Annotated in this window: 13 protein-coding genes; 12 read left to right on the top strand and 1 reads right to left on the bottom strand. The window is 73.3% G+C overall.

Translation table 11 applies throughout. From position 1 onward, the window contains the following. The first annotated feature begins 69 nt into the window (after positions 1-69). The 7 genes from PH189_RS03375 (at position 70) to PH189_RS03345 (ending at position 8,216) form a co-directional block, all read left to right on the top strand. Positions 70-1,407, top strand: coding sequence for a DUF1996 domain-containing protein (locus PH189_RS03375; RefSeq protein WP_274187337.1), 1,338 nt, complete (start codon positions 70-72; stop codon positions 1,405-1,407). A 242-nt stretch (positions 1,408-1,649) separates the two neighbouring features. Then, positions 1,650-3,023 carry a purine-cytosine permease family protein gene (locus tag PH189_RS03370; protein WP_274187336.1) on the top strand — a complete coding sequence of 458 codons (1,374 nt, stop codon included), beginning with the start codon at positions 1,650-1,652 and terminating at the stop codon, positions 3,021-3,023. 87 nt (positions 3,024-3,110) lie between these two features. Continuing rightward, on the top strand, positions 3,111-4,598 hold the full coding sequence (locus PH189_RS03365; RefSeq protein ID WP_274187335.1) for a GDSL-type esterase/lipase family protein: 1,488 nt from the start codon (positions 3,111-3,113) through the stop codon (positions 4,596-4,598). Between the two features lie 131 nt (positions 4,599-4,729). Beyond that, a complete protein-coding gene (locus tag PH189_RS03360) occupies positions 4,730-5,779 on the top strand; it encodes an aldo/keto reductase (RefSeq protein ID WP_274187334.1) in 1,050 nt (349 codons plus the stop codon). Between the two features lie 78 nt (positions 5,780-5,857). Further along, positions 5,858-6,685, top strand: coding sequence for a hypothetical protein (locus PH189_RS03355; protein ID WP_274187333.1), 828 nt, complete (start codon positions 5,858-5,860; stop codon positions 6,683-6,685). Continuing rightward, on the top strand, positions 6,682-7,716 hold the full coding sequence (locus PH189_RS03350; RefSeq protein WP_274187332.1) for a hypothetical protein: 1,035 nt from the start codon (positions 6,682-6,684) through the stop codon (positions 7,714-7,716). The genes PH189_RS03355 and PH189_RS03350 overlap by 4 nt, the downstream gene beginning before the upstream one ends. A 20-nt stretch (positions 7,717-7,736) precedes the next feature. After that, the gene (locus PH189_RS03345; RefSeq protein ID WP_274187331.1) at positions 7,737-8,216 is read left to right on the top strand and encodes a nitroreductase family deazaflavin-dependent oxidoreductase; all 480 of its coding nucleotides are present in this window, start codon (positions 7,737-7,739) and stop codon (positions 8,214-8,216) included. Between the two features lie 18 nt (positions 8,217-8,234). Here PH189_RS03345 and PH189_RS03340 read toward each other — a convergent pair whose 3' ends face one another. After that, positions 8,235-9,479: an alpha-hydroxy acid oxidase gene (locus PH189_RS03340; protein ID WP_274187330.1), complete on the bottom strand. Its 1,245-nt coding sequence runs from the start codon at positions 9,477-9,479 to the stop codon at positions 8,235-8,237. A gap of 166 nt (positions 9,480-9,645) precedes the next feature. On the opposite strand from PH189_RS03340, the gene PH189_RS03335 reads away from it, so the two are divergent. The 5 genes from PH189_RS03335 to PH189_RS03315 all read left to right on the top strand — a co-directional run bounded on the left by PH189_RS03335 (position 9,646) and on the right by PH189_RS03315 (position 14,065). After that, positions 9,646-10,269 carry a hypothetical protein gene (locus PH189_RS03335; protein ID WP_274187329.1) on the top strand — a complete coding sequence of 208 codons (624 nt, stop codon included), beginning with the start codon at positions 9,646-9,648 and terminating at the stop codon, positions 10,267-10,269. A gap of 209 nt (positions 10,270-10,478) precedes the next feature. Then, positions 10,479-11,348, top strand: a complete 870-nt coding sequence (locus PH189_RS03330; protein ID WP_274187328.1) for a class I SAM-dependent DNA methyltransferase — start codon at positions 10,479-10,481, stop codon at positions 11,346-11,348. 129 nt (positions 11,349-11,477) lie between these two features. Beyond that, the gene (locus tag PH189_RS03325) at positions 11,478-13,229 is read left to right on the top strand and encodes a PHA/PHB synthase family protein (RefSeq protein WP_274187327.1); all 1,752 of its coding nucleotides are present in this window, start codon (positions 11,478-11,480) and stop codon (positions 13,227-13,229) included. Between the two features lie 172 nt (positions 13,230-13,401). Then, positions 13,402-13,590, top strand: a complete 189-nt coding sequence (locus PH189_RS03320; RefSeq protein ID WP_274187326.1) for a hypothetical protein — start codon at positions 13,402-13,404, stop codon at positions 13,588-13,590. A 109-nt stretch (positions 13,591-13,699) separates the two neighbouring features. Continuing rightward, positions 13,700-14,065, top strand: coding sequence for a hypothetical protein (locus PH189_RS03315; RefSeq protein ID WP_274187325.1), 366 nt, complete (start codon positions 13,700-13,702; stop codon positions 14,063-14,065). The last annotated feature ends 3 nt before the right edge of the window (positions 14,066-14,068 follow it).

Here is a 14,068-nt window from a genome sequence, read left to right as displayed (position 1 = left end):
CCCGGCGCCCCGGGCACCGTCAGGAGGTTCCCCGTGCCCCGACGCGGACGACATCGCACAACACTCCCCATGCGCATCCTCGCGATCGTGGCTGCGCTGCTGGTCACCGGCGGTGTCGTCACCGTCGCCGGCTCGGCCTTCGCCGATTCGGACTCGGGCTCGGGCTCGGGTGACTCCGGCCTCCTGAGCGCCTTCTCGAGCGACGAGGGCTCGGACTCCGGTGAGGAGAACTCGGAGGACGGGTCCTCCGACGACGGCTCCGAGAACGGCGACGACCAGGGGTCCGGGGGCCGGGACGACCAGGGCGACCAGGGCGAGGACGGTCAGGGCGAGAACGGTCAGGACCAGGGCGGCAACGAACGCCGCGCCGCCGCCGACGAGAACAACGGGATGACCGAGGACGTCGGCGAGGTCAACGCCGACAACGAGGGCGCGGCCGTCGAGGCCGCCGAGGCCGAGGACCCGTTCCCGGGCCGTGCCGAGGCGGCCAACGCCGACAGGGGCGACTACGTCGACATCAGCGACGTCGAGGCCAACGGCAACATCGGCGAGGGCGGCGTGTTCAGCGGCGCGTCCTACGCCGTCGACTGCGGCGTGAGCGACCACAACAACTCCGACAACTACATGGCCGCGCCGGGCAAGCGGAACGGTGCCCAGCACGTCCACGACTACGTCGGCAACCAGACGACCAACGCGGACTCCGACGACGACTCCCTGCAGGAGGCCGCCGACGACGGTCAGACGTCCTGCACCAACGGGGACGGGTCGACCTTCTTCTGGCCGGTGCTGCGCGACATCAACGGCGCGAGCCCCGACGAGGGTCAGGACGGCGGCAGCCTCGACGGCAACGTCGGCTCGATCGTCAAGCCGGCGTCGGTGGACCTCCGGTTCCACGGCCACGGTGACCGCGAGGTCCAGCCGATGCCCACGCACCTTATGATGATCATGGGTAACGCGAAGCAGGGCGCGCAGGACGGGAAGAACGTCAACGCGAAGTACACCTGCTCCGGGGCGGGCAACGAGAACCGGATCACGGCGCAGTACCCGATCTGCGGTGAGGGCGAGCAGCTCACGCGCATCCTCGACTACCCGAGCTGCTGGGACGGCGAGAACCTCGACTCGAAGGACTTCCGCTCGCACATCTTCTTCCCGGACGACCAGGGCAACTGCGAGTCCGACCAGACGCCGATCCCGGCGCTGCGGATCACGCTGAAGTACGACCAGCCCGAGGGCCGCACGTTCCAGATCGACAGCTTCCCGAACGAGCAGCACGACCCGGCGACGGACCACTCCGACTACGAGAACGTCGCGACCGAGGCGCAGAACGAGGCCGGTGCCGAGTGCATCGCCGGTCGCATCCCCGCTGCGCAGTGCACCAACATCCCGCGTGAGGGGATCAGCTCCTAGCGCGACCGCACGACCCGGGAGGGCCGTCCCCGTGATCTCCGCGATCACGGTGGGCGGCCCTCTCGCGTTCGTGCGCCCGGCGACCTACGGTCGGGGCAGGCGCCGAGGAGGCGCTCACGGGAGTCCGGGTCACCGGGCTGAGAGGGGACCAGGCCGCACCGCGCCCAATTTCTGGGGACGAGCGGCAGCGGTCCCGACCGTTCGAACCTGATCCGGATCATGCCGGCGCAGGGAGGCTGCAGGTGAGCACGTCGCCGTCCGTCTCAGGGCCCGCTCCCGGCGGCACCGCCGCGGGCCGGGCCCCCGCCGAGGTCGCCCCCACCCTCGACGGCCCGGTGCCGAAGACCCTGGGCTTCCTCGACCAGGGCGCCTTCTGGGCCAACCTCGGGGTGAGCCTGCTCGGCTTCGCCGGGGTGCTCGCGGTCCTGGAGCCGGCGGGAGCGCCTCCGCTGACGGTCACCGCCGCGATCGTGGCCACGGTCGTCGGCACGGTGATCGGCAGCGCGATGGTCGGGCTCTCCGCGATGCCCGGTGCGGCCACCGGTGCCCCGGCGATGGTGCTGCTGCGCGGCCTGTTCGGCGGGGTGCTGTCCTGGATCCCGTCGGTGCTCAACGTCGTGCAGCTCATCGGCTGGGGCACGTTCGAGCTCGTCGTCATCGCCCAGGCCGGCACGCTCGCGCTCGGCGGGCCGACGTGGGCGTGGGTGCTGGGCGCGGGGGTCGTCACGACCGTGCTCACGCTGCGCCCGCTCGGGATGCTGCGCCTGCTCCGGCGGGTGGTGACGGTGCTCGTCGCGATCTCGGTCGCCTACCTCTCCTGGTGGCTGTTCACTCGGCCCGAGCTCGACCTCGCCGCCACCGGCGGCTCCTGGGCCGGGTTCTGGGCGGGCACCGACGCGGCGATCGCCGTCGCGGTGTCGTGGATCCCGGTGGCCTCGGACTTCTCGCGCCACTCGCGGCGCGTCTCGACGGCGTTCACGTCCGCAACCGTCGGCTACGGGGTCACCCAGATCCTCTGCTTCGTCGTGGGCCTGGCTGCACTCGCGCTGGTCGGGGGCAACGGCGACGAGGTGTTCGCCCCGATGCTCGCCGCGCCCCTCGGGCTGGTCGCGCTGCTCGTGCTCACCGCCCGCGAGACCGACCAGTCGTTCGCGAACGTCTACTCGACCGCGGTCTCGGTGCAGAACCTCGCCCCGCGCGCCGACCGCCGGGTGCTGTGCCTGGCGATCGGGACCGTGATCACCGTGCTCGCCCTGGGCGTCACGATCGACGACTACGCGGTCTTCCTCGCCGTGATCGGCTCGGTGTTCGTGCCCCTGCTCGGCGTCGGTGTCGGCGACGCGCTCGTGCGCCGCGGCACCCCGCCCGACCTCTCCCGCTGGGCGCCGTCGCGCCCGATGATGGTCGTGGCCTGGGTGGTCGGGCTGGTGGTCTACCAGCTGATCAACCCGGGCGGTGCGCCCGTCTGGTCGGACGCCTGGACCCTGCTGCGCGAGGCGATCGGGTTCGCGCCGCCGTCGTGGCTGTCCGCGTCGCTGTCGTCGTTCGTCGTCGCCGTCCTCGCGGCCGCGGTGCTGGCCCGTCTGGAGCAACGGCGTCGGAGGTCACCGCGGTGACGTGACCTCCGCCCCGGTGACGGGGGCCGGGTCGGTCCTGTACGGCTGGAGAGCCGGACGACGACACCGACGCGCGGAGGGGGCCGAATGGCGGGTCACCTGCGCGGATGGACGCGTGAGCTGCGCTCGCCGGTGACGCTCCTGCTGGTCGTCGCGAGCGTGGTCGGCGGGGTCTGGGCGGCCGTGACGCTCACGCCCCACCAGGACGTGGAGGTGCTCGGGCAGCAGCTCAGCGTCGGGGCCCAGGCGCCGACGGCGACGGTGTCGGGCCCGCCGCGGATCGTCCAGATCGGCAACACCAGCCTCGACGTCCCCGACGTCGCGATCTACGGGCCGCTGCGCCCGCAGCTGACGATCGGCCCGGTACAGCGCAACGAGACCGCGGGCGACGCCGTGGCCGCGCTCGCGCAGGGACGCAGCCCGGCGGACGCGCTCGCGGCGATCGTCACCGGCTTCGAGCACTGGTACGGCTGGGCCACCCTGATCCTGGTCGCGGTCGTGCTCGGCATCTGCGGGCTCGTCGGCTCGCTGCGGGTGCTCGCGATGCTGCGGTTCACCGTGCGCCGCTCGGGCGCCGGCGCGCGGCCCGCGGTCGTCGCCCGGCGCCTCTCGCGGACGCTCACGCGCTCGACCGTGGTGGCGCTCGCCGCGGCCCTCGTCGTGTGGGGTGTCAGCGGCGTGCTGGCCGTCGCCGGGGCCCAGGGCCTGCGCGACGCCCGCTCGCTCACCGACCTCACCGGCGCCCACCACGTCACCCCGTCCCCGGTGGGGCCCACCGTCTCCGGGGTCCGGGGCGTCGTGATCGGGGACTCGCGGGTGGCCCGGCTCGGTGGACCGCTCGCCCCGGGCGCCCCCGCCGAGGACGTCGCCTGCGCCCGCAGCACCGACTCGCTCGCCCACCAGATCTCGACGGCGATCGGCGACGAGGTGCTCAACCTCGCCTGCTCGGGGGCGCGCATCTCCACGGGCCTGCGCGGTCCGCAGCAGGCGGGCGGGGTGACGGTTCCGCCGCAGATCGGGCGGCTCAAGCAGGTCGAGGACCCGGCGTTCGTGGCCGTCGCCGTCGGCCCCAACGACCTGAACTGGACCGACCTCATCGGCTACTGCTACGCGGCGGCGGACTGCGCCGACAACTTCACCGCCGGCGAGTTCGGCTACCGGCTGGCGGCCTTCGACCGCGACTACGCCGACCTGCTCGCCGACCTCGCGACGCTGCCGTCGCACCCCCGCGTCGTCGTCATCACCTCCTACGACGTCCTGCGCCCCGACGCGCAGTGCGCCACCGTGCGCGGCCCGCTGCAGTACCCCGGCCTCACCCCCGGGGAGATTCAGCTGCTGGCGGACCGGAACGCCGCGCTGAACCAGGTGCTCACCGCCGGCGCCCGTCGCTACGGGTTCGACGTGGTGACCCCGCCGCTGTCCCCGTTGTGCGTCCCGGACGGCGACGGCCTGGGCCCCGACCTGCAGTCGATCCAGGACCGGTACCCGTTCCACCCCACGGCCGTGGGCGAGCTCCGCCTGACGATCCCGGTGGTCGACCGCGTCGGCGTGCCCGCCCCGGTGCCGCCTCCCTGACCCCGCCGAGACCACCTGGCGCTCGGCTGCTTGGACCGGCCCCGAGAGGGCACTCCCCTCGCTACGTGAGCGAACTTCGGGCCTATAGCCCCGAAGTTCGCTCACGTAGGACCGAAGGGAGCAATGCGCTCGTGAAGATGCGCACGCTGGGCCGGACCGGCATCAAGGTCAGCCCGTACTGCCTCGGCGCCATGATGTTCGGCGCCTGGGGCAACACCGACCACGACGACTCGATCAAGATCATCCACAGGGCGCTGGACGCCGGGATCAACTTCGTCGACACCGCCGACGTCTACGCGCAGGGCGAGTCCGAGGAGATCGTCGGCAAGGCGTTGCAGGCCAGGAGCAACGGTCACGGCCGCGACGACGTCGTGCTCGCGACCAAGGCGCACGCCCCGATGGGCGACGACCCGAACCACCGCGGCAACTCGCGACGGTGGCTCGTGCAGGAGGTCGAGAACTCGCTGCGCCGCCTGCAGACCGACCACCTCGACCTGTACCAGATCCACCGCCCCGACCCCGACACCGACGTCGAGGAGACGCTCTCGGCGCTCACCGACCTCGTGCGCAGCGGCAAGGTCCGGGCGATCGGATCGTCGACCTTCCCCGCCTCCGACATCGTCGAGGCCCAGTGGGTCGCCGAGCGGCGCGGCCTCGAGCGCTTCCGCACCGAGCAGCCCCCGTACTCCATCCTCAACCGGGGCATCGAGCGCGAGGTCCTCCCGGTCTGCCGTCGGTACGGCATGGGGACGCTCGTCTGGAGCCCGCTGGCCATGGGGATGCTCACCGGGAAGATCCGCAAGGGGCAGGAGGGCGGCACGCAGCGGTCGCAGCGCACCCCGGGCCGATTCACCGACGAGCGCAAGCTCGACGCGGTCGAGCAGCTGGTCCCGCTCGCGGAGAAGGCCGGCCTGTCGATGGTGCACATGGCGATGGCCTTCGCCGTGTCCCACCCGGCCGTCACCTCGGCGATCATCGGGCCGCGCACGATGGAGCAGCTCGACGACGTCCTCGCCGGCGCCGAGGTCACCCTCGACGACGAGGTGCTCGACCGTATCGACGAGATCGTCCCGCCCGGCGTGGACGCCAACCCCGGCGACGTCTCCTACGAGCCGCCGGCGATCGGTGAGGTGTCCCAGCGTCGTCGGCCGCGCGAGGAGCGGGCGGCGGCCGGGAACTAATTCCCGGCAACGCCGACACCGGTCCTCCGGGACTGGGAACACTCAGAAGGATTCGGAACACTCGGAAGGGGTCTGCCGATGGGCACCGTCGCCATCGTGATCATCATCGTGGTGGTGCTGCTGGCCGTTGCCGGTGTCGCCGCCCTCGTCCTGGCGCGCAGGCGCAAGCAGCAGCAGCTCGTCGAGCAGTTCGGCCCCGAGTACGAGCGCCGGGTCGCCGAGACCGGCGACCGCAAGCAGGCCGAGCAGGAGCTGCAGCAGCGCAAGGAACGCCACGACCAGCACCAGCTCCGGCCGCTGCAGCCCGACGAGCGCGAGCGCCTGCAGGCGGACTGGCAGCAGGTCCAGCGCGGGTTCGTCGACAACCCCGGTGGGGCCGTCGAGCACGCCGACGCCCTGTTGGTGACGATCATGCGCCAGCGCGGCTACCCGGTCGAGGACGGCCAGCGCCGCACGGACGACCTCTCGGTCGCCCAGCCCCACCTCGTCGACGACTACCGGCGGGCTCAGGACGTCGTCACCTCCCACCGGCAGGGCACGGCGAGCACCGAGGACCTCCGCTACGCCTTCACGTCGTTCCGCACCCTGGTCGAGGCGATGCTCGACGACGACGGCGGCGAGGGGCGCGGCGGTCACGACCAGCAGGGCCGGCACCAGCAGAACGGTTCGACCGAACGTATCTCGGGCTCGCCCCGGGGTGCCGGCGACCGGCAGATCGGGCACCCCGACGCCGGCACGGAACGCATCCACCAGCCGCCGCCCGCAGGAGCGCCCGGGCAGGGTGCGCCTCCCGGGGGAGCGCCCGCCCAGGGCGCGCCGCAGGGCGGCCCGGTCGGCCCGGGCCGGCCACCGTCGGCGCCTCCCGCGCCCGGCGGATCCGACGGACACCAGGAGCGCAGGCCATGAGCCACCCCGAGCAGGGTCGACCCACCGAGTACCCGGGAGGTCAGGAGCGCCCGGGCGGGTACGACGAGGACCCGCGGCAGAGCCGGCAGGCCGGTGACCCCTTCGGCGACCAGTACGGGAACCCGGCCGGCGGTCAGCACGGCGCGGAGCACGGCGGCTTCGCCGAGCGCCACGGCGGCGCCCCCCAGGGACAGCCCGGCGGGCAGCAGCCCGCACCCGGCCAGGCCGACCAGTACGGCGGCCAGCAGCCCGGCGGCCAGTACGGCGGTCAGCAGTACGGCGGTGATCAGTACGGCGGTCAGCCCGGCCAGACGGACCAGTACCGCGGTGACCAGTACGGCGGTGACCAGTACGGCGGGCAGCAGGCGGGCGCGTACGGCGGTCAGCAGGGCGACCCGTACGGGCCGCAGGCGGGCGGGCCGGGCCAGGTTCCCGGCCAGCAGTACGGGCCGGGGCAGGCCGGGCCGGGCGAGCAGGTCGGGCACGCACCGGGCGGTGTCGGCCCGGGTGGTGTCGGGCCGGGCGGCAGCGGCCCCGGACAGCCGACGCCCGGCCAGCCCGGCCAGGGCGACCAGTACGGCGGCGGCGCCGGGTTCGGCGGCCCGCACGGTGACCAGCACGGTGACCAGCACGGTGACCAGCACGGCGCGTACCCCGGACCGCCCGACCGCGCCGCCGGCGCCCCCGGCGAGCCGGCGGGCGCGCAGGGCGGCCACGGCGCCGGGAACGGCGACGGCCACGGTGCGGGAGACGGCGCCGAGGGCGGCAACACGATCATCGACCCGCAACGCGCGGGACAGTGGCGCTCCCAGTGGGAGGACGTCCGGATGATGTTCGTCGACCGGCCGCAGGACGCGGTGGCCCGGGCGGACGGGCTGGTCGGGGAGGTGCTCGAGGAGCTCTCGCGCACGTTCACCGACCAGCGCAGCGCCCTGGACCCGAACTCCCTCGGCGGCGAGCCGTCGACCGAGGAGATGCGCCGGGCCGTGCAGCGCTACCGGGAGTTCTTCGACCGGCTGCTGACCCTGTAGATCGCCACTACGGTGCGTCGATGGTCTCCACCCCGGACTTCGGACGCACCCTCGACCGCCTCAAGCCCGTCGTCGGTGCGGTGACGAGGGCGCACATCGCGCTCTATCGCCGCACCGGCGGCCGGCTCGGGCACTCGATGCCGGGCATGCCGACGATGCTCCTGCTCGACCATGTCGGGGCGCGCAGCGGCCGGCCGCGGACGACGCCGCTGCTCTACTTCGCCGACCCCGACAACCCCGACGACCTCGTGATCGTCGCGTCGTACGGCGGCCACCCACGCCACCCCGCCTGGTTCCACAACCTCCGGGCGCACCCGGACACCACCGTCCAGGTGCGCGACGAGGTCCGGCCGGTGCACGCGCGGGTGGCCACCGACGCCGAGCGCGCCCGTCTCTGGCCCGCGGCGACCGCGACCTACTCGTCGTACGCGGGATACCAGCAGCGGGCCGACGAGGTCGGGCGGACGATCCCGTTCGTGATCCTCACCCGCCGCACGTGAGCCGCTCCTGAGCCGGACCTACCGCAGCCGGACGTGGTCCGGGGTCAGGTCCTTGACCGACGACACCCCGAGCAGCGCCATCGTCCGGCGGATCTCGGCGGTGAGGATCGTCGCGAGGTGCTCGACGCCGCGCTCGCCGCCGGCCATGAGCGCGTAGAGGTACGCGCGGCCGACCAGGCAGCCCGAGGCGCCGAGCGCGACGGCGGCGACGATGTCGGCGCCCGACATGATCCCGGTGTCGAGCAGCACCTCGGCCTCCCCGCCGACCTCGGCCACCACCGACGGCAGCGTCTCGAGGGGGACGGGCGCGCGGTCGAGCTGCCGTCCGCCGTGGTTCGACACGATCACCGCGTCGGCGCCGGCGTCGACCACCCGACGGGCGTCCTCGGCGGTCTGCACGCCCTTCACCACGAGCGGTCCGTTCCACGTGGATCGGAGCCAGGTGAGGTCGTCGAGGGTCAGCGCCGGGTCGAACATCGTGTCGATGAGCTCGGCGACCGTGCCCTCCCACGACGTCAGGGCCGCGAACTCCAGCGGGTCGGTGGTGAGGACGTTCGCCCACCAGTGCGGGTGGCGCGCCATGTCGAACAGGGTGCGCGCGGTGAGGGCCGGCGGGATGGTGAGCCCGTTGTGGGCGTCGCGCAGGCGGGCCCCGCCGACCGGGGTGTCCACGGTCAGCATGATCGCCTCGTTGCCGGCCTCCGCCGCCCGGCGCACGACCTCCTCGCTCGCGGCCCGGTCGCGCCAGAGGTAGAGCTGGAACCAGCGCCGGGTGTGCGGGGCGGCCGCGGCGAGGTCCGCCGGCGACGTCGTGCCCATCGTCGAGAGGGTGTGCGGCACCCCGATGCGCCCCGCCACACGCGCCACGGCCGGCTCGCCGGCGTGGTGCATCATCCGGGTGAACCCCGTGGGGGCGAAGGCGAAGGGCAGCGCCGACGGACCGCCGAGCAGGGTCGTCGAGGTGTCGATGTGCGAGACGTCGCGCAGCACCGAGGGTCGGAACTCGAGGGCCGCGAACGCGGCCCGCGCCCGGGTCAGCGAGAGCTCGCCCTCGGCGGCGCCGTCCGTGTAGTCGAACACCGCCCGCGGCGTGCGACGCCGGGCGATCTCCCGCAGGTCGCCGACGGTGTGCGCCCGCGCGAGACGCCGGCGCGTCGGGTCCGGGTCGGGTCGGGCCAGGCGCAGGAGGGGCCGCAGCTCCGACGGGCGGGGCAGCCGCCGCGGGGTGCGGACGCGGAGCGGTTGCTCCTCGGAGGTCGTCATCCGTCCTCGTTCCTGCTCGCGGCGATCGGGTCGTCCCCTACCGAACGACGCCGGGGGCGGCACGTCAAGCGCGCGGGGATGGTCCCCCCGTGGCGAGGGCCGGTGCGGTACAACCGACCCGGACTCCGCCGGGACCGGTGGAGGGTGTCGGGAGAGGACGACGGTCGTGAGCTACCCGCAGCGCTCGTGGGACGACGGTGACGTCGAGGTCATCGGCAGCCGGCTGTGGGCCGGCGGGGTCGCCACGGCCGTGGTCGCCGCGGGGATCGCGATCGTAGGCGTGCTCATCCTCACCAACGTCTTCGACCTCGGCATCCAGACCGCGCAGCGCAGCGGCGCGCTGGTCGACAACGCGATCACGATCATCCCGGTCTGCGCGGCCATCGCAGCGCTCGCCGGCACGGCCCTGCTGCACCTGCTGCTGCTCACCACGCCCCGCCCGGCCACCTTCTTCTCCGCCATCGTGCTGCTGGTGCTCGTGGTCCTGCTGCTGCAGGTCTTCCTCGCCCGTGGCGGCGTCGTCGACCACATCGCCACCGCGATCCTCTACGCGGCGATCGGGCTGGCGATCATCTCGATGCTCTCGGGTGTCTCGCGCACGGCGGTGCGGCCCGTGAGCGCCGGCGGCTGGGGCGGACGGCAGTACGACGGACGCTACGACCAGCGCTACGGCTCCTACGACCAGCAGCAGCGCCCCGGCCCGTACGCCGGCGGGGACCAGCGCACGACCCGCTACGACCCGCGGGGCGGCCCGGGTGGCGCACAGGGCGGCGGCGGCGCCGGCTGGTAGGCCGAACGGCCTCTCTCCTGCCTCGGGACGCGCCCGGTGGCGGCGCCCGGACCTTCCGTGACGTTGATTCTATTGACGCCACTTCGCTTGACCCTCCGTGCCGGCCCTGACGACTCTTGAGGGGCGTGATGCTCTACGCGGGCGATCCCTCCTGCCCGCGTCCAGCTCCGTCGCCCCAGGTGGGGCGACAACGGGACGAGAGGTCGGCGATGTCACCCACGGCGGTCAACGGTTCGAGCACGAGCCGCGAGCACGAGGTCACCGGACGCACCCCGGTCACGCCACACGGCACGGCGCCCGGCCCGGGTCACCCCGTCGACCTCCAGGCCGCGCGGGCGGCCCTGCGGCTGGCCCTCCCCGAGCCCGGCAGCAAGTTCAGCCAGGACGACGAGTGGTGCGTCGTGGCCGAGCCGGACGGCTCGTGGGCCGAGTACCGGTTCCACGACTACGACCGCATCTTCGGCGTCCGCGGCCTGTACGAGAAGATCTTCTACGACGTGCTGGGCTGCGACTCGCCGCGCTTCATGGTCGGTCTGCTCAACGACGCCCTGGCGTCCGCCGACGTGCCGGCCGGGTCGCTGCGCGTGCTGGATCTGGGCGCGGGCAACGGGATCATGGCCGAGGAGCTCGCCGCCGTCGGCGTCGAGCACTCCGTCGGGGTCGACATCCTCCCCGAGGCCCGCGACGCGGCCGAGCGCGACCGTCCCGGCCTCTACGACGGGTACCACGTCGCCGACCTCACGGCCCTGCCCGCGTCGGAGCGTGAGGCTCTGGCCTCCCACGGGCTGAACACCCTCACGGTGGTGGCCGCCCTCGGCTTCGGCGACATCCCGCCGGCCGCGTTCCGCACCGCCTACGACCTCATCGCGCCGGACGGGTGGGTCGTCATGACGATCAAGGACGCGTTCCTCGAGGAGACCGACACCTCCGGCTTCGGCGGCATGATCGGTGAGTCGATCCGCTCCGGTGCCCTGGAGGTCGTCCGCCGCGAGCGCTTCCAGCACCGTCTGGCCACCGACAGCAGCCCGCTGCTCTACGAGGGGATCGTCGCGCGCAAGCGCGGACCGCTCGCGGGGTGAGGCCCGCCGGGGTGAGCCTGGCCTCGGACCCGTCGGTAACCGTGTGATCCAGGTCCCAGACGGGCACACTTCACCCGGGGCGCGCCAGGCCAGGCGCGCTCCGGGAGTCGACGTGGAGGTCCCCCTCGCATGACCGTGGAGTCGCACCGCAATAGCCCGGCGACGATGCCGGGTGCCGCCATCGATGTGGCCAGCACGCTGGAGTCGCTGCTGCCGGCCGATCTGTTGGCCGAAGCCGACCCCGCCCTGTGGGGACGCACCGTCGTGCAGGTGGCCCAGGGCCTCGCAACCCACCCGGCCGAGGTCGGCCGGGTGGTGGCCTCGCACGCCGCCCTGACCGCCCGCATCGGCACGGCCGCCATCGCCCGGGCTCTCGGCTCGACGGCCGAGGGACCCGTCCCGGTGGAGAAGGACGGCCGCTTCCGCGACACGACCTGGGAGGAGAACCCCGTCTACTGGGGGCTCCGCCAGGAGTACCTCGCGCTGGTGGCGACGTTGCACGAGCTCGTCGACGCCGCGGGCCTCGACGAGTCCTCCCGCGAGCGCGCGGCGCTGCTGGCCGACGTGCTGGGCAGCGTGCTCTCACCGACCAACCTGCTGCCCGGGAACCCGGCCGCCCTGAAGCGGGCCTTCGAGACCGGTGGGTCGAGCGTGGTGGCGGGCTTCCGTCAGATGCTCGACGACCTCGCCACCAACCAGGGCCGTCCCCAGCAGGTCGACCGCACGAACCTGCGGGTCGGCCAGGAGCTCGCGGCGACGCCGGGCAAGGTCGTGTACCGCAACCGGCTCATGGAGCTCATCCAGTTCGAGCCCCAGACCGACGAGGTCCACGAGATCCCGATCCTCGTGAGCCCGCCGTGGATCAACAAGTACTACGTCATGGACCTCGCGCCGGGTCGCAGCTTCCTCGAGTGGGCCGTCCAGCACGGCCACACCGTCTTCGTCATCAGCTACCGCGACCCCGACGAGTCCATGGCCGACACGGGCCTCGACGACTACCTCGAGCTCGGCGACCTGGCCGCGATGGACGTCGTCCAGGAGATCACGGGCGCGGACACGGTCAACCTCGTCGGGCTCTGCCTCGGCGGGCTCATGGCGACCATCGCGACGGCGATGCTCCACGCCCGGGGCCAGGGTGACCGCGTCAACTCGCTGACGCTGCAGAACACCCTGCTCGACTACTCCGACCCCGGGCCCGTCGCGAGCTTCGTCGACCCGGAGATCGTCGAGCGCCTCGAGCGCAAGATGGCGAAGACCGGCTACCTGCCCGCGGACTCGATGGCCGGCACCTTCGACCTGCTGCGGGCCAACGACCTGATCTTCAACTACGTCGGGCCGAACTGGCTGGAGGGCAGGACACCGCCGGCGTTCGACATCCTCGCCTGGAACAACGACTCGACGCGCATGCCGGCCAAGATGCACGCCTTCTACCTCCGGCACTTCTACCTGGAGAACGAGCTGGCGCGCGGCGAGCTCGAGCTGCTCGGCGAGCACCTGTCGCTGAAGTCGGTCACGAACGACACGTTCATCGTGGGGGCCGTGAACGACCACATCGCGCCGTGGCGGACGTCGTTCACCTCGACCGGTCTGCTGGGTGGCGACGTCACGTTCACCCTCTCCAACGGCGGCCACATCGCCGGCGTCGTCAACCCGCCCGGGAAGAAGGCCAAGCACTGGATCGGCACGGTCGGCGGCGAGTCCGCACCGGACCCCGACACCTGGCTGCAGCGGGCGAGCGAGGTCGCGGGCTCCTGGTGGGAGCCGTGGCGCGACTGGATCGGCGAGCGCGCCGGCGGCATGCGCACCCCGCCGCCCACCGGCTCGGACGCCCACCCGCCGCTGGGCGACGCGCCGGGCTCGTACGTCCTCGGCTCCGCCTGATCCCGATCGTCCGCGCGTTCCGCCCGGTCAAGGCTGGGTAACGCGAGGCCCCCCGCACCCGATCGTCGGTTGACGGACCTCGCCGAGGCCGCCACGGTGTTGCGTAGAGCGCGTCCCGCCGCGCTCCGCGCAACTCGTCGCTCCGTCGCCGCCTGCGAGGGTGTGGGGGACCATGAACCGTCACGCGTCCGTCGTCCTGCGTCGGAAGGTGGACGAGGCCGTGGGGCCGGGGTACGACCAGGTGTTCCTGCGTCTCGACCTCCTGCTGGCCGGCCGGGAGGCGCGGTGCCCGTGCGCGTCCTGCTCCTCGCGCACGTCGGAGGAACGAGAGCGGCTCCTCGCGTCGCTGCCACCCCTCTGAATGGCGGGAATCGCCGTCCCACGTGTGGCCGGTGCCACCGCGACGGGACCCGTGGCGGTGGGCGCTTGGTAAACTGAGCGCTGTCACCGACGACGCGGAGGAATCCACCATGGCCACCCCGACCGCCGACGAGGCCCGCGACCAGGCCCTCGACGTGATCGCCCAGGCCCAGGAGGCGGGACTCCGGTTCGCCGGCTCCGTCGCCGAGAGCTGGGCCGCGGTGCTGCGCGGCGTCCCCGGCGTCGGCAGCGTCCTCGGGGCCGACACGTCCGGCCAGCCGTTCGGCAACTCGTTCGGCAGTGCCCTCGGCGCCACCGGCGCGCCGCACACCGCCGTCGAGGCCGTCGACCGCTTCTACGACACCGGCGTGCAGCTCCTCGAGGCCCAGCGCTCCGCCGCGCACCACGTGCTCGGCGCCATGGCGCCCGCGCTGCAGTCGCTGACCGTGGTCACGCCGCCTGCCGCGCGCCGCTGACCG

It is taken from the genome of Actinomycetospora chibensis, from assembly GCF_028737215.1.
GTDB classification, from domain to species: Bacteria; Actinomycetota; Actinomycetes; order Mycobacteriales; family Pseudonocardiaceae; genus Actinomycetospora; species Actinomycetospora chibensis.
Note: the sequence above shows the minus strand (reverse complement) of the source record. Positions and strands in the feature narration are given on the sequence as shown.